We start from the raw sequence: 20,024 nt of genomic DNA, 5'->3' as shown, positions 1-20,024 counted from the left end.
CCATGGCCGCTCCCGAGACCCCCAAAGGCCAGGAAAAGCCTGCGGAGCGCCCGCTCATCATGCGCTACGCCGCGCGTTCCGACGTCGGACGGATCCGCTCCAAGAATGACGACTCCGCATATGTGGGCCGCCATCTTGCAGTGGTGGCCGATGGCATGGGCGGTCACGCCGGCGGTGATGTCGCCTCCGCTTCAACGGTCCTGGACATGATCCACCTTGATCATGACGATTACCCTGAAGGCGCGGACACCGTACTGGCCGACGAGATCCAGACCGCGAATTCCCTGCTCTCCGAGCTTGTCCACCAGAATCCCAAGCTTTCCGGCATGGGCACTACGGTCACGGCACTGCTCTTGGAGGGCCGCAAGCTTCACTTCGCCCACATTGGCGATTCCCGTGCCTACCGGTTGCGTAACAAGAAGTTCGAGCAGGTCAGCATTGACCACACGTTCGTGCAGCGCCTCATTGATGAAGGCCGCCTCCGCCCGGAGGAAGCGGAAACGCATCCGCACAAGAACGTCCTCATGCGGGTCCTCGGGGACGTCGATGCCAGCCCTGAGCTGGACTTGGATGTCCTGGACGTCGAACCGGGCGAACGCTGGCTGCTTTGCTCCGATGGATTGAACTATGTGGCCGGCCATGTGGTGGAGCGCATGGTCCGCGAAACCAAGGACCTGCGCGAATGTGCTGAGATCCTGGTGGATCTGACGCTGGAAGCCGGCGCCCCGGACAACGTCACCGTCGTGATGCTGGAGATTGCTGAGGAGACCGACGACGACGTCAACACGGCCGCCGTCGACGTCGTTCCGGCAGCAGCGCTTGCCGCGGTTGACGAGCCCGAGACGGTCACGGCTACCAAATCGGCTGATGAATTGGCTGCGGACAAAGCGGCAGAGGGCGCCAAAGCCGAGTCCCATGCCAAAGCCTCGCGGGATGCCGATGCTGGATCATCATTTAGCGCGGGGGATCCGGGCGACAAAGAGGACGAGGCTGCATCGTCAGACGAGTCCACAGAGCCTCCCACCACCACCGACCCCCATCTTGGCGAGCATCTGTCGGCTGAAGTGCTGCGCGAGGAATTGGCCAGCCGCCCCCATGAACTAGTTGGCGCTGCAGCCACGGCAGCTGAAACGGGCTCCATTCCCACCGTGGCCGGCCGCACCGTCGCACGCAGGGCAGCAACGGTCCTCACGCATAAAGCAGAACAAGACCGTATGGAGATGGAAGAGCCCACGCGTCGCCGTGTGCGTTGGCTCATGCCTGCTGTCGCGGCCGTTGTGGTCCTGGGCGTCGTGGTTGGACTGTGGCTTGGCTATGCCTGGACACAGACCCGCTATTACGTAGGTGAGTACGATCAGCGGGTCGCCATCTTCAACGGGATCTCTCAGAGGCTCGGACCCATTCAGCTCTCACGGCTAGAAGCCGTTACCGATATCAGGGTGGATTCATTGCCGGAATACGGCCAGCAGAGCGTACGCCAGACAGTTCCGGCGGGTGACCTCGACAGTGCACAGGGCATTGTAGAGAACCTGAGGAACACGGGCAGCGCTTCAGCCAACTGCCCGAACACCACCCCAACGGCCACAGCTTCGGGATCAGCAGCCCCGACGCCCTCGCCGTCAGCCGCTGTGCCCATACCCAGCACGGCTGCCGTTGCCAGCCCCACTCCTTCACCCGTCCCGACTCCCTGCGAGGCGGCCAAATGATGCAGACCGACATTGCCCCCAAACCCCGCCGGAATGTTGAGCTGGCCCTCATCGTCCTGGCCCTGGCCGTAGGCATCGGCGCAAGTGCGTTGGTAAGCATCAACTCCGAAGTCGGGCTGGATAGCGATTTTTGGTTCCAGTCGAGCCTCCTGGCGGTTGCAGCTTTCGCGTTCCACGTGGTGCTCAGACTCCGGGCAAAATATGCCGATCCAGTAATACTTCCTATCGTTGTAGCTCTCAACGGACTCGGGCTTGCCTTGATTCACCGCATGGACGGTCCCGCGGACGATACGGGCAACAATCAGCTTCGGTGGACTCTCATCGCCATGGCAGTCTCCATCGCCGTCATTTGGTTCCTTAAGGATCACCGCATCCTTCGCCGCTTTACGTACATCTCCTTGGCAGCCAGTGCTTTCCTCCTGGTCCTTCCATTGATTCCGGGAATCTCCGCAGGCGAAATCCTGGGTGCGCGCGTGTGGATCCGAGTGGGTCCCATGACGTTCCAGCCCGGTGAAATCGCCAAGATTACCCTCGCCATATTCTTTGCCGGGTATCTATCCTCCAACCGGGACTTGATTCTGTTGGCCGGCCGGAAGATCGGCCCCATGCAGTTCCCGCGGTTCAAGGACCTTGGTCCCATGATCACAGCCTGGCTGGTGAGCATTGGTGTTCTCGTGTTCCAGCGTGACCTTGGATCTTCCATCCTGTTCTTCGGCCTGTTCATCGTGATGATCTATGTGGCCACCAGCAGGATCTCGTGGGTGGTCATCGGACTGCTTCTGATTTTGGGCGGCGGCTTCATTGCCTCCCAGATCTTCTCGCACGTGGCCTTCCGCATCGACAGCTGGATCAATGCGTTCACGCCTGAGGTCTTCGGCAGGTCTCCCGGTGGTAGCGGGCAGATCGTAGAGGGCTTGTTCGGGATGGCCGACGGCGGACTGGTTGGCACGGGCCTTGGCCAGGGCAGGCCGGATCTGGTGCCCTTCGCCAACAGCGACATGATCGTTGCCCTCATCGGCGAGGAGCTGGGCCTGATTGGCCTCTTCGCCGTGGTGATGCTTTATCTGTTGCTCTTCACTCGCGGCTTCCGTGCAGCATTGGGCACCCGGGACGCGTTCGGAAAGCTCCTGGCGTGCGGTTTGTCCTTTGCGATTGCCCTGCAGTGCTTCGTCGTCATCGGTGGAGTTACCCGGCTCATTCCCTTGACCGGCCTCACTACTCCGTTCCTTGCCGCTGGTGGTTCCTCGCTTCTGGCCAACTGGATAATCGTTGGCCTGCTGCTCATGATTTCCAACACGGCCCGCGGACCAGTGGACACCACTCCCATGGTCAACAAGCCTCCGGCGAGCAGTAGCACTCCGGGAACACGTAAACCGGCCACAGGCCAGACACCTAGCGCACCAACAGAGGCGGTGAAGCAACAATGAACCAGGCTATTCGCAGCAGCTGGATGGCTGCCGTCGCCATGTTTGCGTTGATCTTCGGCGCCATCAGCTACGTTCAGGTCATTGGCGCTGACGACCTCAACGCCAATCCTTGGAACCAGCGCGCCGTTTTGGCATCGTTCTGCAACGAACGTGGCTCCATCATTGTGGGTGGAAAACCTGTGGCTGAGTCCGTAACCGGAACAGAATCCTGTGCATTCCAGCGTCAGTACAACCAGCCGGAGCTTTACGCCGGCATCACTGGATACTTCTCCAAGTTCTTTGGTTCCACCGGCCTGGAACAATCCATGGGGGAAACCCTGGCCGGAAACTCAGATCAACTGTTCCTGGATCGTATGAGCCAGATGTTCCTGGGCAAGGAGCCCAAAGGCGCATCAGTGGAACTGACCTTGGACCCTGCCCTCCAGCAATTGGCGTTCGACCTCATTCCTGAGGGGCAGCGCGGTTCCATTGTGGTCACCAACCCCAAGACCGGCGCTATCCTCGCGATGGTTTCCAAGCCGTCGTATAACCCCAACTTGATTGCCTCGCATGACCGCACCACGGCTGAGGCCAACTACGCTCAGCTGAACCAGATTCCGGGCATCAACCTGAACCAAAACGTCAGCGGCCCTACGGGTAACCTGCTCTCACCCGGGTCGGTCTTCAAGCTCATTGATACCGCGGCTGCGCTGAACTCGGGCAAGTACAACAAAGACAGCGAGCTCCCGAACCCCAGCAGCCTGCCGCTACCCGGCAGCAGTGCCAGCCTCCCCAACTACGCCGGTGGTAACTGCAACGTTCGCGAAACAGCGTCCTTCGCCTTTGCCTTGGAGCAGTCCTGTAATACTCCGTTTGCCAGCATCGCACTGGACCTTGGCCAGGATGCCATCCGGGAGCAGGCCCAGAAGTTTGGCTTTGGCGAAACCTTCGGCGACCAGCTCAAGCTCCAACAGGCGGTCAGTGTCTTCCCTGAGGACTTGGATCAGGCCCAGTTGGCCCAGTCGTCGGTGGGTCAACGCGACGTGAAAGCCACGCCGCTGCAGATCAACCTGATGACGGCGGCCATCGCCAACGGCGGTGTGCAGATGAAGCCCAACCTGGTTGAGGCCATCCGTGCACCCGATCTGCGCGTTATCAACGAACCCAAGCCTGAGGCGCTCCGCACCAGCACCACGCAGCCCATCGCGAGCCAGATCACCGAGTGGATGACCAGCGCAGTGGATAACGGTATCGCCAGGGGCGCAGCCGTTCCCGGCGTCAAGGTGGCCGGCAAGACCGGCACGGCCGAGCTCGGTGACTCAGGTTTGAACAACTCATGGTTTACCGGGTTCGCCCCGGCAAACGACCCGCAAGTAGCCGTCACCATTGTCATGGAGAGTGTGGACGTGCAAACCGGGGCCCAGCTAACCAGTCCGAACGCAAAGAAGATTTTTGAGGCGGTGTTGAATAAGTGAGGCCTACTTCGGGAATCACACTCGGCGGCAGGTTCCAGCTGACCAGTCGCATTGCGATTGGCGGCATGGGCGAGGTCTGGAAGGCCAAGGACCAGATCCTCGGCCGGATCGTTGCCATCAAGGTGCTCAAGGAGGAATACACGGGTGACCCCGGGTTCCTTCAGCGCTTCCGTGCCGAGGCGCGTCACACCGCACTCCTCAACCACGTGGGCATCGCCAACGTCTTCGATTACGGCGAGGAAGCCGGTTCGGCCTACCTGGTCATGGAACTCGTTCCCGGACACCCCCTGAGCGGCATCCTCGAACGGGAGCAGGTGCTCTCGCCGGACATGACGCTCTCCATCATCTCGCAGACAGCGCGCGCCCTTGCCGTTGCGCACGCACAGGGCCTAGTCCACCGCGACATCAAGCCTGGCAACCTGCTGATCACGCCCGACAACCGCGTCAAGGTCACCGACTTCGGCATTGCCAGGTTGGCTGACCAGGTGCCGCTCACACAGACCGGCCAGGTCATGGGCACCGCCCAGTATCTGGCGCCTGAGCAGGCAACCGGCCAGACCGCCACGGGTTCTTCGGACATTTATTCGCTCGGCGTCATCGGCTACGAGTGCCTCACCGGGCACCGTCCGTTCTCCGGCGAGTCCCAGATTGCCATTGCCCTGGCCCAGGTGAATGACGCACCGCCGCCCCTTCCGGAAACGCTGCCCACCCCCGTGCGGGCACTGCTGATGTCCATGCTGGCCAAGGATCCCAAGAACCGTCCTGCCAACGCCATCAAGCTGGCCGAAGCCGCGGAAGCCATCCGCAACGGTGACATCGCCACGGCCCACGCCGCCGTCCCCGGCATGCTGTTGTTCGAATCCAATACCGGACCCATCACTGCGCCGGTGGACACCGCAACGGCACCCACCGGCGTCGTTACCTCGCCTTATGGCAAGGAACAGTCGACGACGGCGACGTCCGCCCTGCCGGTGCTCGGTGCCGGGGCAGCAGGGGCTGCTCTTGGAGCCGCCGCCGCGTCATCCGACAACCCCCTGACGCGTGCAAACGCGCTTGAGGCGGAACGTCAGCTCAACGACGACGAAGTGGTCTACACCGAAGAAGAGAACTTCGACGATGCCGAGCCGGAACGCAAGAAGCGCAGCCCGTGGACCTGGCCCCTTGTGGCCCTGATCCTGCTGGTCCTGTTTGCCTTGGTTGGTTTCCTGATCTCCCAGTCGGGATTCTTCTCGCCGAGCCCCGCGCCCACTGAGTCCACCACCACGAGCCCCAGCCGGAGCGCGAGTCCTACCTCCACGTCGGCTACGCCCACGCCACGGCCCACGGAGACCTCTGAGGCACCGCAGCCCACGCAGTCGGTTCCACAGAAAATCAACATCATCCCCGAGCAGTATGTTGGTCAGCCTTTCGAAACTGTCAGCGCGCAACTTCGTGCCTTGGGCTTTGGAGTCAACGGCCAGGAGGTCTTCGACGACACAGCTGCCGTAGGAATCGTGACGACTCTCAACCCCACCGGGCCTCGTGAGCCTGGCGAAACCATCACCGTCACCTACTCCAAGGGCCCCGAATTGGTCGCTGTCCCCGCAATCGGTGTTGGGGTTGACGAATCGCGGATTCGGCAGGCCATTGAAGGAGCGGGGCTCCTGTGGGTTGCCGGAGAACCTGTGAACGGTGCCATCGGCCAACAGCCGGGAACGTTCGTCCGTTCCTCACCGGCGGCTGGAACCCAGGTCCCCGCAGGCTCCACAGTCACTTATTACCTGTCCAAGGCACTGGTTCCGGTTGACCCCGGCTCGTCGAGTGCCACCCCCAGCGGCTCCGGCAGCCCGAGCGATTAAGTAAGCCGCTATGTCAACGCCACGTCCAGGTCCTGCGCATCGAGAGGAGAGCACACCTGTGTCCTCCCAGCGCATCCTCAATTCCCGCTATGAACTTGGCGAGCTGATCGGTCGTGGCGGCATGGCGGACGTCTACCGCGGCACCGACACACTGCTGGGACGGACCATTGCCGTCAAGGTGCTGCGTGCAGACCTCGCAAGGGATCCCCAGTTTCAGGCCCGTTTCAAGCGTGAAGCCCAAGCTGTAGCGGCATTGAACCATCCCTCCATCGTGGCTATCTTCGACACCGGAGAATACTCGGTTCCGGGGGGCCCGGGCGAAGACGTGCGTGTCCCTTACATCGTCATGGAGTACGTGGCCGGACGCACCCTGCGCGACATGATCAAGGCCAACGAGCTTGGAGTGGAGGACTCCATCGGCTTCACCTTGGGAGTCCTTGGAGCGCTCGAATACAGCCACCGCGCAGGCATCGTTCACCGCGACATCAAGCCAGCAAATGTGATGGTCTGTGCAGACACCGGCGACGTGAAGGTCATGGACTTCGGCATCGCGCGTGCCATGGCCGATTCCGCTGCCACCATGACGCAAACACAAGCCGTGGTGGGCACTGCCCAATACCTTTCGCCGGAGCAGGCCCGTGGTGAAACGGTGGATGCGCGCAGTGACCTTTACTCGGCCGGTTGCCTTCTTTTCGAACTGCTGACCAGCCGGCCACCCTTCATAGGCGACAGCCCCGTATCCGTCGCCTACCAGCACGTCCGCGAGACCCCGGACCTGCCCAGTGCCCACAACCCGGAAGTCACCGAAGCCCTGGACTCAGTCCTGGTCAAGGCACTCCAGAAGAGCCGGACAGATCGCTTCCAAGACGCTGCCGCCTTCCGCCGTGCCCTGCGCGCGGCCAGTAACGGCATCCCCGTGCCTGCTGTGGCGGCCAGTGAGGCTCCAACCGATCCCAACGACCTCGTGGAACCCGAAGATCCGGCAACAGAGCTTTTGAGCACCACAGCCGTGGGCTTCCTCGATGCCGGGCAGTTCAAGGACGAGCCAGTTGATCAGCCCCAGGAAGAGCCTCTTCCCTTGGGCCTCCCACCCGAACGTGAGTTGCCGGCGCGCCAGAAGTCCCGCCGTCGTGCCTGGGTCGCCACCTTGGTGATTTTCACGGTTCTGGTGCTGGCCGGCGGTGGCTTCTGGCTCTACAGCCTGATGAACATGCAACCACCGCCCCCGGCAAAAATCGCCGTACCGGTAGTGACCAACATGTCCGAAAGCCAGGCGATCCAGGAACTCTTCACAGCCAAACTGAAACCCAAGTCCGTGCGTGAGCCCAGCGACACCGTGGCCAAGGACATGACCATCGGAACGACGCCGATTGCCGGCGCAATGTTGGAACAGGATGCTGAAGTCATCCTCAAAATTTCCAGCGGTCCCAGCTCAGTAACCATCCCGGCGGACATCGTGGGGCGCACTGACTCGGACGCGCGCGACGCTTTGCGCAGGCTCGGCATCACAGGTGACATCGTGACCACCCTGACCCACAGTCCCACCGTCCCCGCAGGCGTTGTGATCAGCACGGCTCCCGCCCCTGGTGGCGCCATAGCCGTGGATTCCAAGGTGGAGCTGCAGGTTTCAACGGGCAAGGTCCTCATGCCCCAGTTGATCGCGTTGCCCTTGGCTGAAGCCGAAGCGGCGCTGAAGGCCAACGGACTGACCATGGCAGTGGTGGAGCAAGAGAACTCTCAAGTTGCGGCGGGAACGGTCACAGCTCAGAGCGACGCGTTCAACACTGAAGTGGCCCAGGGCAAGGTGGTAACTGTCACGGTGGCCAAGGCCCCGGCCCCACCGCCCACACCCACCCCGACGCCAACAGAGACCGAAAAACCGACCCCGACGCCGAAGCCCACGACTACCAAGAAGTAAGGGGGCTTCTGCGTCGGTCGCGTCCGCCGACCTCTGCGTGCTGCTCCTTCGTCGCTTTGACGCACGCTTCCGGTCACCGGCCCGCGACAGACGGTCTGTGGGTTATTTACTGCTTGATCAGCGGGCTCAGCTTCGACGCGCGTTCGGCTGCCCCGGTCATGCCCAGGGACTCCAACCAGTTACCCAGCATCTGATATCCGCCTTCAGTGAGCACCGATTCCGGGTGGAACTGGACGCCGCACAGGGGAGCGGTCTTGTGCTGCAGCCCCATCACCACTCCATTGGTTGTCTCGGCGGTGATCTCCAGGACGTCCGGGATGGAGTCCCGTACTGCTGCGAGTGAGTGGTAGCGCGTCGCTGTCACTGGTGAGGGGAGGCCTGCGAAAACGCTCTTCCCTTCGTGGCTGACGGGGGAAGTCTTGCCGTGCATAAGTTCCGGCGCGTGAGTCACCACGCCACCGTACGCCTCTGCGAGGGCCTGGTGTCCCAAGCAGACACCGAACATAGGCTTGGCGGCCTCGCCACACCACTTGATGAGCTCGATGCAGACGCCCGCTTCGGCAGGGGTGCCAGGACCCGGGGAGACGAGGACGCCGTCGCGGCTTGCTGCGAGCTCGGTTGCCTCGGCAAGCGTCACGTCGTCGTTACGGACCACTGTTGTCTCTGCACCGAGTTCCTGGAGGTATCCCACCAGCGTGTAAACGAAACTGTCGTAGTTATCCACTACAAGGATTTTTGTTGTGCTCATGGCTGCTGCACTAAACCAATCGTTGAGTCGGTCAAAGTGGTGAATTGGGAGAACCACGGGAAGAGGAACTCGACCATCAGTACCAGGGCTACGCCCACCAGCACCAAGGATGTCAGGATCCGCACCCACAGGGGGCCTGGTAAATTACGGAAGATCCACGCGTACATCCGTTACCCCTTTCCGTGCGCCCGGGCTACTTGGGCGGCAATGTCCGACGGCGGTCCCGCTGAGGCAGGTTGCCAACTATCCAGTATTGAATAGGCAATGATGCGTTCCTGTGCCCCGAACCGCGGGTTGCAACTCGTCATGGTGAGGATACTTTCCGTGGGCTGCACTCCGGCCTCGGTGGGGACGGGCATCAAGACGTCCGTGCGATCGGGGAGGACAATCTGGTTATTGCGGAAGACGTAGGTGTAGTAGCCGTCAGCCGTCTGGATATAGATCTTGTCACCGGGAACCAAGGTGTGGATGTTATCCAGTACCGCGCCATGGGTTTGGCGATGGCCCGCCACTGCGAAGTTTCCCGGCGCGCCGGGCATGGAGGTGCTGCCGTAATGTCCAAGTCCCAAGGTGTCCAAGACGTCCGAACCGGTGCCCTCGATGATAGGGCGCGTGTAGTCGGGGCCGAAGCGGGGGATGTACATAATTCCGATCATCCCGGCATATGCCGGTGCCGGAGCTACCACGGGCGGCCCATAATCCACAGGTGCGGCGGGTGCTGCGGGAGTTACGGGACCGGAGAATTCCTGTGCGAAACTCTTGACCGCCTCAGTCTGCTTTGCGTCCGCTTGAACGTTGGTCCACCACAGTTCCCAGCCCACAAAGAGGAGCAGGACGATGCCAGCAGTGATAAGCAGTTCGCCCAGGATCTGACTGATTTTTCGGATGACCTCCGACGCCCTGAGGCGCTTTCGCGGGCGCAGTTCCTGCCCTTGGCGGGCGGACGGCATGGCTGAAGCCGCCGTCTGCTGCTGATGCGCCACAGGGTCTCCTTGCATAGGGCGCGGGCGGCACGGGCGGACCCAGGTTGCGGCTAGACTTGACAGCTAGAACCAACCCGGAACGCCGTGTGGCCGTTAACCGCTGGAAATTTCCTTCCTGCAGGATATCAAGGCTGGCGGAACGGGTATTAACCGAACAGCCAGGAGGATCCGTGCCCGAGTCCAAGCCCCGCAAGCGGCCTGCCCGTCAGGCCCAGCAGACTTCCGCAGCGCAGCAGTACAAGCCGAACCCGGTTTGGTACAAGGCTGTCATGTTCGGCCTGATGATTCTCGGCCTGATCTGGATCATCACGTTCTACATCACTGAAGGCCAACTCCCCATCCGCGAGTGGGCCTCGTGGAACATCGTTGCAGGCTTTGGGATCGCGATCATCGGCTTCCTGATGACCACTCGCTGGCGCTCCTAGGAATTCCGCACCTCACATTTCCGTGCCCGTGAACGTCTACAAGATATGAGCAGCCGGCACACCACCTTGGATTCCCCGTTGGGGCAGTTGACACTGACTGCCCGCGGGGAGTTTTTGACGGGCATCTTTTACGAGGGTCATTGGCATATGCCCCCTTCGGACTACTTCGGCAATGCCGTTGACGTCCAGGACCCGGTTTTCGCTCGGACCCAAGCCGAGCTTGAAGAGTATTTGGGTGGCCATCGGACGGTTTTCGATGTGCCCTTCGAAGCCTTGGGCAATCCCTTCCAGGAGAAAGTCTGGAATCGGCTTCAACATATTCCCTTCGGTGAAACCGTCAGTTATGGGGAGTTGGCATCAGAGCTGGGGGATCCTCATCTTGCTCAAGCTGTTGGCTCCGCCGTTGGACGCAATCCCCTAAGCATCATCATTCCTTGCCATCGCGTGGTGGGACGCAACGGACAACTCACCGGATACGCGGGGGGCCTTCGGAACAAGCGCTTCCTCTTGGAGTTGGAAGAGCCGGCAGAAGTGCGGGAGGGCAAGCTTTTCTAATGAAGCCAGGGCAAATGGTCAACAAGAGGCCGTTCGAAGCAGTGGTCCGGGAAGAGGGTGCCACCGTGCTTCGGGTGTGCCGTGCAGTTCTCGGTGTGCACGACGCCGATGATGCGTGGTCAGATACGTTCCTGGCCGCCCTGCAGGCTTACCCCGCCCTCCCTGCAGGGGCGAACGTTGAAGCCTGGCTCGTCACCATCGCCCACCGCAAATGCATCGACCATGTGCGTGCCGGTACCCGCCGCGCCCTGCCGGTGGACCACCCACCCGAACAACACTCCAGCCTCGGCATTCCCGGTGACGGGCATGAGGAATTGCTCGACGCCGTCACGAGGCTTCCGCTGAAACAGCGCCAGGCCGTGGCTTACCACTATCTCGCCGGTCTTCCTTACAACGATGTTGCTGCCCTGTTGGGTGGCACCGCCGAGGCTGCCCGCCGTGCCGGTGCTGACGGCGTGAAAACACTGCGCTCCGCTCTTTCGGCACATCAGTCGCTGGCTCACACATCCTCGAAAGGTGATATCTGATGACCCTGGAACTCAGCCCCGATCACGCCGAGGTCGTTTCCCTCCTTCACCCCCTGGATGCAGGACTCGAACCAGCCATTGCCAGCCTCCACGCCCGGTTGGCCCGCGACGCTCAACTCACTCACACCTTGGACATCGCTTACAGGGTTGTGGACTCCCCAGTCGGGAAGCTACTCCTGGCCGCGACAGATCGGGGAATTGTCCGCGTGGCGTTCGAGCTGGAAGACCACGACTCCGTCCTGCAGCTCCTGGCAAACGCTGTGAGTCCGCGGATCCTTCAGGCACCAGCACGATTGGACGATGCCGCCCGGGAACTTGACGAGTACTTCGAAGGCACGAGGACGGAGTTCGATCTCACGTTGGACTTCCGTTTGTGCCGCGGTTTCCGCCTCAACGTCCTACGCCACCTGCCTCGGATCCCGTACGGCAGCACAGCCAGCTATGCCCAGGTGGCCCAAGCTGCCGGCAGCCCCAATGCGGTCCGGGCAGTCGGAACCGCCTGCGCCACCAACCCTTTGCCCCTCATCGTGCCGTGTCACCGGGTAGTGAAATCTGATGGCAGTTTTGGCGGCTACCTTGGCGGAAGCGAGGCCAAACGCGCGCTGCTCCGCCTTGAGGCAGCGGCATGAGTGACGACGCCCTGTTTCCGCTTGAACTTCTGCAGGCGGAAGGGCACGACGCCGGTCCCCGACTGGTTGCGCCCGGCGCAGTCCATGTACCTGGCTGGCTCACGCTTGAGCAGCAACGTTGGATCGTGGCGCGGTTTGGTGAATGGACACACGGACCGGTTCCCCTGCGTGCCGCGACCCTCCCTGGCGGACACCAGATGTCGGTAAGGACTGTATGCCTTGGTTGGCACTGGCAGCCATACCGGTACACAAGGGAAGCCACCGACGTCAACGGCCGTCCCGTGCTCGACTTTCCGGACTGGATGGTGCGCTTGGGGAGGCAAGCGGTGGAAGCGGCCTACACCTCAGGTGTGGAAGGCGATGAAGCACTGAGAACGCTGGCGATGGATTACACACCGGATGCCGCGCTGGTGAACTTCTACGACGACGGTGCCGCCATGGGCATGCACCAGGACAAGGATGAACGCTCCAACGCACCGGTTGTTTCGCTCAGCATCGGGGAGACCTGCCACTTTCGCTTTGGCAATACTCAGACGCGGACCAAGCCATATACGGATGTTGAACTTCGCTCCGGAGATCTCTTCGTCTTTGGCGGACCGTCACGGTTCGCTTATCACGGCATTCCGAAGGTCCTCCCGGGAACGGCACCTGATGGTTGTGGCCTCTCGCGAGGGCGGATCAACATCACCATGAGAGTTACGGGATTGTCCTAGTGCCGCGGTGCCATTACAAGAATGTCTGAGGTGCCGGGCACACTAGCCCTTGAAGCTGAATTATCGTCCCACCGCTTTGGCGGTGCGGCTGCAGAGGAGCATGCATGAGCCCGGATAACGGCACCATCGTAGGCAAGGATGGGCTGGCGCGCCCGCTGTGGGCCGCCTCGGATCCCCTCATGCAGGCGTATTACGATCAGGAGTGGGGAATGCCCGTCCGCGATGAGCAGGGCATGTATGAGCGCATCAGCCTCGAAGCGTTCCAGGCCGGCCTCTCCTGGGCCACCATTCTGCGGAAACGGGACGCCTTCAGGAAAGCCTTCCTGGACTTCCATCCGGAGAGTGTCGCAGCCTTCACCGAGACTGACGTGGAGCGGCTCATGCTTGACGCCGGGATTGTGCGCAACAGGTCAAAGATCAATGCCGCGATCACCAACGCCAAGGCCACGATTTCTTTGCGCGAAGAGGGGGGCCTGGTGGAATTCGTGTGGTCGTTCCAGCCCGGGAGTACGCCGACTCCCAGCTCATTGGCGGACATCCCCACGACTTCCCCTGAATCGATCGCGTTGTCCAAGGCACTCAGGAAGAAGGGTTTCGCTTTCGTGGGCCCAACCACCATGTATGCCCTTATGGAAGCGGTGGGCATCGTTGATACACATCTGGTGAACAGCCACCGTCGGGGTAGCTCAGGAGTTTGGGCCTGAACCTTCGGCCTGCCGCAGTGAACGCCTGGAGCAGTCCACAGCCCTTGTCCACAGAAGTGCGTAACTTTATCCACAGGGGTGGATAACTTCTGTGGACATCCACATACTTATCCCGAAAATTAGCAGGAACCCGGCGATCGTGGCCCCGACGCCTGAGCCGTCCACTTGTACCCACTGTGTACCGCGCTGTGGATAGTGCCACAAACTTCACCCAGAGTTCAGCGTTCAAGGATTGCCTGGTTTGCCGAAGGCCCCCTCGGAGCGGACTTCGGGGCTGGCCTTCCCTAATTCCAAGGTCTCCGTCATCACCCTCGACAGGGGATGACTTACCCACTTAACAACAACTCCCTACCCACAAGTTATCCACAGATGGGGATAAGGTGTGGGTTTCCTGTCCTGGATCTTTGGTTTCCCGGGCTATGTGGCACTTTCCGGAAGCTGAACTACACGCATGTAAGTTATTAACACTGTTGATAAGCCTGTTGATACGCGGCGCCCTAGGAGGCCATTAAAAGGGTTATCCACAGAGGCCGGCAATTTGTGGTGTTTTTCCACATATCTTCACTCCCCGGGGACAAGGTTATCCACAGGTGTGGAGAAATGCATGCCAGTCGGGGGATATCTACCGTTCTGACAAGCATGCGGACGGTTAATGCGAAGAACTACACAGTTGTAAGTTACTCACAGTGTGGATAACACCTGTGGATAAGCTCTGCGAGTACGGTGTTTCCATGAAGAGCGACTTCAAGAAGCAAATCTCCAGCTACGCCGCGAAGCACCGCTTGTTCTCAGTGATTACAGTGCCCACGCTGCAGTTCCTGATGATCGATGGTCACGGGGACCCCAACACGGCACAGTCTTATAGGGACAGCCTGGCTTCGTTGTATCCCGTTGCCTACAAGCTGAAGTTCTTCAGCAAGAGTCAGCTAGACCAGGACTACACGGTGATGCCACTCGAGGCTCTGTGGTGGTCGGATGACATGGAGTCATTCACGAGTGCCAGGGATAAGTCACGCTGGGATTGGACGCTGATGAACATGGTCCCCGACTGGATCACCCAAGAGCACGTCGACATCGCGGTGGAGACGGTCGCCAGGAAGGGGGAGGCCCCGCTTCTGGAGGCACTTCGCTTGGAGCCGCTCCATGAAGGCTTGAGCGTGCAAACGCTTCACATAGGTCCTTACGACGATGAAGGTCCAGTGCTGGAGGAGATGCACAACAAGTTCATACCGGAAAATTCGCTGACGATGACCGGCAAGCATCATGAAATCTACCTCGGCGATCCTCGCCGTACCGCACCGGAAAAGCTTAGGACCATCCTGCGACAGCCGGTCAAAGAATGACGGAAAAGGGGCTCGCTAGCCAGCGGTGACGCGGAACCAAGTGACTACGGCCAGGAGAGCTGCCACCAGGACCAACCCGCCGGTTTGCAGCAGCGCCTGGTTCTTGCCGCGAGGGGCGTAGGCGATGGCAGCGGCAGCCAGGCCACCTGTGATCAAGCCGCCCAGGTGCGCTTGCCACGCAATGCTGGGCACAAAGAAGCCGATGGCGCCATTGATAGCTATCAAAACCCAAAGTTGCTTGGTCTCTCCGCCCCGATGACGCTGCACCACAAGCATGGCACCGAACAGGCCGAAGATGGCCCCGGAAGCACCCACCACGCCCACAGCGGGCACGGTGGTGGGTGTGAGGGCAAGGAAGCCCACCGAGCCACCAATTGCGGAAATCAAGTACACAGCCAGGAACCGGATCCGCCCGAGCAAAGGCTCAAGGGCCTGTCCGAAGATCCACAGCGTGTACATATTCAGGACTATATGAAGCAGGAAGCCTTGGGAATGCAGGAAAGCTGCCGTGACCATCCGCCAGGGTTCACTGACAGCAAAGATGTTGGCGAACGCGAAATTTTCGAAGACCGCGTCGCCGGGCACGATCCACTGAAGGACGTAAACCAAGGCGCACAGGCCAATGATTACGTACGTCACCAAAGGCCGGCCCACTGCCAAGGATCCGCCATACGGGGAGCGGTACGTCGGCGTCGTACGTTTTTGTTCGTTGACGCAGTCAACGCATTGGAATCCGACGGCGGCCGCCCGCTGGCACTCGGGGCACGCAGGGCGTCCACAACGCTGGCACCGCACATAGGAGGGCCTGTCCGGGTGCCTGGGGCACACCGGAATATCAGCGGACGGCTCAGCCGACGGAATTCCGTAACTCATGGGCTCTGGTTCAGCCTGCGACTAGAGCTGTTCGATGTCGATGCTGTTGATGACGACGTCCTCAACCGGTCGGTCACCCATGCCGGTGCGGACGGACTCGATGGCATCCACAACCTTGCGGGATTCCTCATCCGAGACCTCGCCGAAGATGCTGTGCTTACCGAACAGCCAGTCGGTGTTCACGGTGGTGATGAAGAACTGTGACCCGTTGGTGCCCTTGCCCATCTGGATGCCGGCGTTAGCCATAGCAAGCTTGTACGGAGCGTTGAAGGTCAGTTCCGGGTGGATTTCGTCGTCGAACTGGTAGCCCGGGCCACCCACGCCGCGTCCGAGGGGATCGCCGGCCTGGATCATGAAGTCCTTGATGATCCGGTGGAAGATGGTGCCGTTGTAAAGGGGCGTGCCGGTCTTGTCTTCGCCGGTTTCCGGGTGATTCCAGGACTTTTCGCCCGTGGCCAGGCCAACGAAGTTGGCGACCGTCTTAGGGGCGTGGTTGCCGAAGAGGTCAACCTTGATGTCGCCGAGGCTCGTGTGGATCGTTGCTTTTGCGGTTGCGATGGTCATGGGAACATTCTTCCATGCAGGGTCAACGCCCGTCGGGCTGTAAAGCCGGTTCCGCGCTCGGTGAAATCCGGGACTAACTCGAACAGATGAATAGCCGGTGTTCCACAAGCGACGTAGGCTAGCAACAAACGAGCATGTGTATCGGGAGGTAGTTGTGAAGAAATCAGACCGTATTGCCCGCGAACTCGAACAATCAGTCACGGCCGGTGTGGATAACGCCCGCGACTGGGCTGCACCGCGTGTGGAAGCAGCCGTCAATTGGGCTGTTCCGCGTATCCAGCACGGCATTGACACCGCTTCCCCCAAGATCCAAGAGGGGCTGAAGTCCGCTGCGCACAACCTCGCCGATGGCGTTGCAGTTGTTACGCCGCGGATCCAGGACGGGCTGGCGCATCTCGCGCCGAAGATCCATGACGTAGTTGAAGATGCGACACCCAGGATCCAGGAGACGCTCAACAAGGCCACCCCTGCCCTTGGCCACGCACGGGACAAGGTGGTGGTGGAGTACTTGCCTAAGCTCTCGGAGCAGTTGGGCCAAGCTTCCGTAGCTGTTCACCACGTTCTCGAGAACGCTCCTGCACAGGTGGACGCAGTCGCGCAGAAACTAGTTGATTCCGGCGTTGTCCACAGCGTGCAAGAGCAGGCTCAGGCCACCGGTAAGCAGATCAAGGCAGTTACTGACCAGGCCAGCAAGGCGGTTTCCGCCGCGTTAGTGAAGGAACAGCCCAAGCCCAAGAAGCGCGGATGGTTGATCGTCACGGTCATTGCTGCCGCTGCTGCTGCCGGCGTTGCTGCTTGGAAGGCCTCCAAACCGGTTGAAGATCCGTGGAAGACGCCTTCTCCGGTCACGCCAACGCCCACTCCCGTTCCGGCAACGACTTCAACTCCGGCTCCGGCCGATGCCTCGGTCACAGCCACGGTTGCTGAGCCGAAGGCATCGGACCTCACGCCGGAGGAAGCCGAAGCTGAAGTCGAGCAGGCAACCAAGGACGCTTTCAAAAACGTTGAGGATTCCACCGACAAGGTGGCAACCGATGCCAAGACTGCCGTCAAAAATATTGCGGCAAGCCTGCACAAGGACACTGATGGCAAGGACTCCGACGCCAAAAGTGCACAAAACTAAGAGCTGACCTACGGCCTCGGACGTTGGCCGTCAAGTCAAATACTGAAGGGACCCCGGCTACTGCCGGGGTCCCTTCAGTGTTTGCCGGCTTGTCATCAAAGCCTCCCTCGGAGACGCCGCCCGAGTGTTAGATTTGAGGGGATGTCAGCCGATAGACCCCTCGCGGGTGCCCTCCAGGATGCTCCGGAACCTCCGGGTGTGTCCATCGTCATCCCGGCGTATAACGAGGAAAGCGTCATTCGCCAGTGCCTCATCGCTGCCATCTACCAGTCTGTTCCTGCCCAAGAGATCATCGTGGTGGATAACCTGTCCACGGATCGCACGGCCAGGATCGTGCGACAGATGCAGCAGGAGTACCCGGAGAGCCCCATCATTCTCCTGCAGCAGGACGCCGCTCAGGGCCTGATCCCCACACGTAACCATGGCCTTAACAACGCTACAGGGGAGGTGGTGGGCCGCATTGATGCTGACTCAGTCCTTGAACCGGATTGGGTGGAACAGGTTCAAAAGGCTTTTAGGGACCCGTCCATCGCCGCAGCCACGGGTCCGGTGGTCTACTACGACATGCCCATGCGCCGGTTCGGGCTGAAAGCGGACGACAAGATGCGGCAGCTCATGCTCCGCTTGGCCAAGCACCAGTACCACTTCCTCTTTGGCTCCAACATGGCACTTCGCCGCTCTGCGTGGGAAACCATTCGTGATGAGGCGTGCCTGGACCCTAAGGACGAGATGCACGAGGACATAGATCTTTCGCTGCACCTCTTCGAGCACGACCTCAAGGTGCAGTACCTCCCGCAGATGGTGTCCGGCATGTCTGCACGGCGGCTTGAGGACTCGCCGCGGGACTACCGCTACTACGTGCAGCGTTTTGACCGGACGTATAAGGCCCACAACGTCAAGAAGATGGCCCTGAAGGCGCCTATGGTGGTGTTCTTTTCCGTGTACTTCCCGGCAAAGTTGCTGCGTGCCATCCACACGGCCAACTCTGCACAAGGGGCCCGCCGCGGCGCTGTATAAACGCCCGACGCCGGTACCTCAGTCTGTGCCAAGCTCGGCTAGGCGCTGGTCTGGTTCCGGCCGCCCACGCCGCTGACCGGCAACCACTACAGCCAGTCCCACAAGGATCAGCGCCAACCCCGCATACGTGCCGGCCGGCAAGGTCTCGTTCAGGAAGACGGCTGCCAGGAGGGCAGCGCCCGGAATTTCCAACAGGATGATCATGGACACCAGCAACGGGCTCATGGTGGCCAGCAGGTGGTTGAACGCCGTGTGCCCCACCAGCTGTGCACATACGGTGATGGCAATAATGCCAAGCCAACCGCCGGCGTCGAACCCTGTGAGCGGCTGAGCGCTGAACAAAGCCAGCACTGCCACTATCGCCGCGCACATTCCGTAGCACAGGGTGGTGTATGTTCCCGTGCCCATGGACTGGCGTGCTTTGCCGCCCGCCAGCGTGTAGAGACCGGCCAGGGCGCCGCCAGCAAGTGCCAGGAGGTCGCCCAGCAACGCTTCCGGGGATGAACCCATGTCGAAGCCGGTAATGGCCAGAACACCGCCGAAAGCGATGCCCAAGCCCACGAGGACCGGCCATCTGTGTCGTGTACCCCTAAACAACTGGAAAACGGCGATCCACCCCGACTGCAGGCACACCAACGCGGTGGCGGCGGCAACGGACGTCAGCTGCAGCGCGGTAATGAAGCATGCAAAGTGGAACGCCAGTGCCACGGCGGCCACAGTCGACCAGCCAAATTCCCTGCGCGTGATCTTCCCGAAGGCTTTCGGCTCCCGGATGATTACAGGGCCTGCCATCACTACGGCACCAATAGCGTTGCGCCAGAACGCGATGGCCAACGCTGTCACCGAGGTGGCACCAAGTGTGCCGGCGATGAGCGGTCCGGAGGACGCCACGCCAAGGACACCGAGCGCTGCAATGAGAAGGGTCACGGATCTACCCTAGTGCCGCGGGGAAGCTCGGCAGTTCGGGGCAGCAGTGCATTTCCTGTTGGTCCATGCCCGGCATATGGGTACGGCTCTTAAACGAAAAAGTCCCGGTCATTTCTGACCGGGACTTTTCTTATGGTGGAGGCACGGGGACTCGAACCCCGAACCCCCTGCTTGCAAAGCAGGTGCGCTACCAATTGCGCCATGCCCCCATAAGAAGCAACCCGTCAATCATACCCCATGCCAGGACTGGTAATTACCAATCCGCGCCGGGCTCCTCGGCTAGTCCACCGTGTCGGTCGACTTGCTCCAGACATCCTTTCGGGCTTCGGATTCCTGCGTCTTTTTATAGACCAGGACACCTGCGATTGCCGCTGCCACTACTACCAGCAACTTCTTCACAAGCACCTCATTCCGGTTCAGTTTTACCTGAACCTCTTTCGGTTCCGTGGGCGTACCAGGACTTGAACCTGGGACCTCTTCGTTATCAGCGAAGCGCTCTAACCGCCTGAGCTATACGCCCCGATGCCTCATCGGGCCGAGATATGACTGT

Annotated in this window: 21 protein-coding genes and 2 tRNA genes; 14 read left to right on the top strand and 9 right to left on the bottom strand. The window is 60.9% G+C overall.

Annotated features, from left to right (window positions below):
- Nucleotides 1–2: 2 nt before the first annotated feature.
- From A477_RS0115020 to pknB, 5 genes are read left to right on the top strand one after another with little or no spacing between them, the layout of a single operon-like run.
- Nucleotides 3–1,706, top strand: coding sequence for a protein phosphatase 2C domain-containing protein (locus tag A477_RS0115020; RefSeq protein ID WP_017199776.1), 1,704 nt, complete (start codon nucleotides 3–5; stop codon nucleotides 1,704–1,706).
- The gene (locus A477_RS0115015; RefSeq protein ID WP_017199775.1) at nucleotides 1,703–3,133 is read left to right on the top strand and encodes an FtsW/RodA/SpoVE family cell cycle protein; all 1,431 of its coding nucleotides are present in this window, start codon (nucleotides 1,703–1,705) and stop codon (nucleotides 3,131–3,133) included. The genes A477_RS0115020 and A477_RS0115015 overlap by 4 nt, the downstream gene beginning before the upstream one ends.
- Entirely contained in the window at nucleotides 3,130–4,587 is a 1,458-nt protein-coding gene (locus A477_RS0115010) for a penicillin-binding transpeptidase domain-containing protein (RefSeq protein WP_017199774.1), read from the top strand. Before A477_RS0115015 ends, A477_RS0115010 begins: the two co-directional genes overlap by 4 nt.
- Nucleotides 4,584–6,425, top strand: coding sequence for a protein kinase domain-containing protein (locus A477_RS0115005; RefSeq protein ID WP_017199773.1), 1,842 nt, complete (start codon nucleotides 4,584–4,586; stop codon nucleotides 6,423–6,425). The genes A477_RS0115010 and A477_RS0115005 overlap by 4 nt, the downstream gene beginning before the upstream one ends.
- Before the next feature lie 10 nt (nucleotides 6,426–6,435).
- Complete coding sequence (gene pknB / locus A477_RS0115000) at nucleotides 6,436–8,343, top strand: Stk1 family PASTA domain-containing Ser/Thr kinase (protein ID WP_017199772.1); 1,908 nt, start codon at nucleotides 6,436–6,438, stop codon at nucleotides 8,341–8,343.
- Between the two features lie 106 nt (nucleotides 8,344–8,449).
- On the opposite strand, the gene A477_RS0114995 is transcribed toward pknB, so the two are convergent.
- The 3 genes from A477_RS0114995 to A477_RS0114985 are packed head-to-tail and all read right to left on the bottom strand — an operon-like array spanning nucleotide 8,450 to nucleotide 10,089.
- Complete coding sequence (locus A477_RS0114995; protein WP_017199771.1) at nucleotides 8,450–9,091, bottom strand: aminodeoxychorismate/anthranilate synthase component II; 642 nt, start codon at nucleotides 9,089–9,091, stop codon at nucleotides 8,450–8,452.
- Nucleotides 9,088–9,258, bottom strand: coding sequence for a hypothetical protein (locus A477_RS23530; protein ID WP_017199770.1), 171 nt, complete (start codon nucleotides 9,256–9,258; stop codon nucleotides 9,088–9,090). The genes A477_RS0114995 and A477_RS23530 overlap by 4 nt, the downstream gene beginning before the upstream one ends.
- A 3-nt stretch (nucleotides 9,259–9,261) precedes the next feature.
- Entirely contained in the window at nucleotides 9,262–10,089 is an 828-nt protein-coding gene (locus tag A477_RS0114985; protein WP_017199769.1) for a class E sortase, read from the bottom strand.
- Nucleotides 10,090–10,244: 155 nt separating this feature from the next.
- Between A477_RS0114985 and A477_RS0114980 the strand changes: the two genes are divergently transcribed.
- From A477_RS0114980 to A477_RS0114950, 7 genes are all read left to right on the top strand, one after another.
- The gene (locus tag A477_RS0114980; RefSeq protein WP_017199768.1) at nucleotides 10,245–10,499 is read left to right on the top strand and encodes a cell division protein CrgA; all 255 of its coding nucleotides are present in this window, start codon (nucleotides 10,245–10,247) and stop codon (nucleotides 10,497–10,499) included.
- A 45-nt stretch (nucleotides 10,500–10,544) separates the two neighbouring features.
- Nucleotides 10,545–11,054, top strand: a complete 510-nt coding sequence (locus tag A477_RS0114975; protein WP_017199767.1) for a methylated-DNA--[protein]-cysteine S-methyltransferase — start codon at nucleotides 10,545–10,547, stop codon at nucleotides 11,052–11,054.
- Entirely contained in the window at nucleotides 11,054–11,581 is a 528-nt protein-coding gene (locus A477_RS0114970) for an RNA polymerase sigma factor (protein ID WP_017199766.1), read from the top strand. Before A477_RS0114975 ends, A477_RS0114970 begins: the two co-directional genes overlap by 1 nt.
- Nucleotides 11,581–12,210 (top strand): methylated-DNA--[protein]-cysteine S-methyltransferase, encoded by a 630-nt coding sequence (locus tag A477_RS0114965; protein WP_017199765.1) that lies wholly within the window; start codon nucleotides 11,581–11,583, stop codon nucleotides 12,208–12,210. The genes A477_RS0114970 and A477_RS0114965 overlap by 1 nt, the downstream gene beginning before the upstream one ends.
- Nucleotides 12,207–12,923, top strand: a complete 717-nt coding sequence (locus A477_RS0114960) for an alpha-ketoglutarate-dependent dioxygenase AlkB family protein (RefSeq protein WP_017199764.1) — start codon at nucleotides 12,207–12,209, stop codon at nucleotides 12,921–12,923. The genes A477_RS0114965 and A477_RS0114960 overlap by 4 nt, the downstream gene beginning before the upstream one ends.
- A 104-nt stretch (nucleotides 12,924–13,027) precedes the next feature.
- Nucleotides 13,028–13,627: a DNA-3-methyladenine glycosylase I gene (locus tag A477_RS0114955; protein ID WP_017199763.1), complete on the top strand. Its 600-nt coding sequence runs from the start codon at nucleotides 13,028–13,030 to the stop codon at nucleotides 13,625–13,627.
- Between the two features lie 731 nt (nucleotides 13,628–14,358).
- Nucleotides 14,359–14,970 carry a GyrI-like domain-containing protein gene (locus tag A477_RS0114950; protein ID WP_044568936.1) on the top strand — a complete coding sequence of 204 codons (612 nt, stop codon included), beginning with the start codon at nucleotides 14,359–14,361 and terminating at the stop codon, nucleotides 14,968–14,970.
- A gap of 15 nt (nucleotides 14,971–14,985) precedes the next feature.
- Here the strand turns inward: A477_RS0114950 and A477_RS0114945 are convergent, their stop codons facing one another.
- The gene (locus tag A477_RS0114945; RefSeq protein ID WP_017199761.1) at nucleotides 14,986–15,843 is read right to left on the bottom strand and encodes a rhomboid family intramembrane serine protease; all 858 of its coding nucleotides are present in this window, start codon (nucleotides 15,841–15,843) and stop codon (nucleotides 14,986–14,988) included.
- 21 nt (nucleotides 15,844–15,864) lie between these two features.
- The gene (locus A477_RS0114940) at nucleotides 15,865–16,407 is read right to left on the bottom strand and encodes a peptidylprolyl isomerase (protein ID WP_017199760.1); all 543 of its coding nucleotides are present in this window, start codon (nucleotides 16,405–16,407) and stop codon (nucleotides 15,865–15,867) included.
- Between the two features lie 154 nt (nucleotides 16,408–16,561).
- Between A477_RS0114940 and A477_RS0114935 the strand changes: the two genes are divergently transcribed.
- Complete coding sequence (locus A477_RS0114935; RefSeq protein WP_017199759.1) at nucleotides 16,562–17,530, top strand: hypothetical protein; 969 nt, start codon at nucleotides 16,562–16,564, stop codon at nucleotides 17,528–17,530.
- 141 nt (nucleotides 17,531–17,671) lie between these two features.
- Complete coding sequence (locus A477_RS0114930) at nucleotides 17,672–18,547, top strand: glycosyltransferase family 2 protein (RefSeq protein WP_017199758.1); 876 nt, start codon at nucleotides 17,672–17,674, stop codon at nucleotides 18,545–18,547.
- An 18-nt stretch (nucleotides 18,548–18,565) separates the two neighbouring features.
- Here A477_RS0114930 and A477_RS0114925 read toward each other — a convergent pair whose 3' ends face one another.
- The 4 genes from A477_RS0114925 to A477_RS0114910 all read right to left on the bottom strand — a co-directional run bounded on the left by A477_RS0114925 (nucleotide 18,566) and on the right by A477_RS0114910 (nucleotide 19,994).
- Entirely contained in the window at nucleotides 18,566–19,474 is a 909-nt protein-coding gene (locus A477_RS0114925; RefSeq protein ID WP_017199757.1) for a DMT family transporter, read from the bottom strand.
- Between the two features lie 133 nt (nucleotides 19,475–19,607).
- Nucleotides 19,608–19,683, bottom strand: a tRNA-Ala gene (locus A477_RS0114920).
- Between the two features lie 70 nt (nucleotides 19,684–19,753).
- On the bottom strand, nucleotides 19,754–19,873 hold the full coding sequence (locus A477_RS23745) for a DLW-39 family protein (RefSeq protein ID WP_017199756.1): 120 nt from the start codon (nucleotides 19,871–19,873) through the stop codon (nucleotides 19,754–19,756).
- Nucleotides 19,874–19,920: 47 nt separating this feature from the next.
- A tRNA-Ile gene (locus tag A477_RS0114910) sits at nucleotides 19,921–19,994 on the bottom strand.
- Nucleotides 19,995–20,024: the final 30 nt, after the last annotated feature.

Source organism: Arthrobacter sp. M2012083, from assembly GCF_000281065.1.
Classification (GTDB): Bacteria; Actinomycetota; Actinomycetes; order Actinomycetales; family Micrococcaceae; genus Arthrobacter.
Note: the sequence above shows the minus strand (reverse complement) of the source record. Positions and strands in the feature narration are given on the sequence as shown.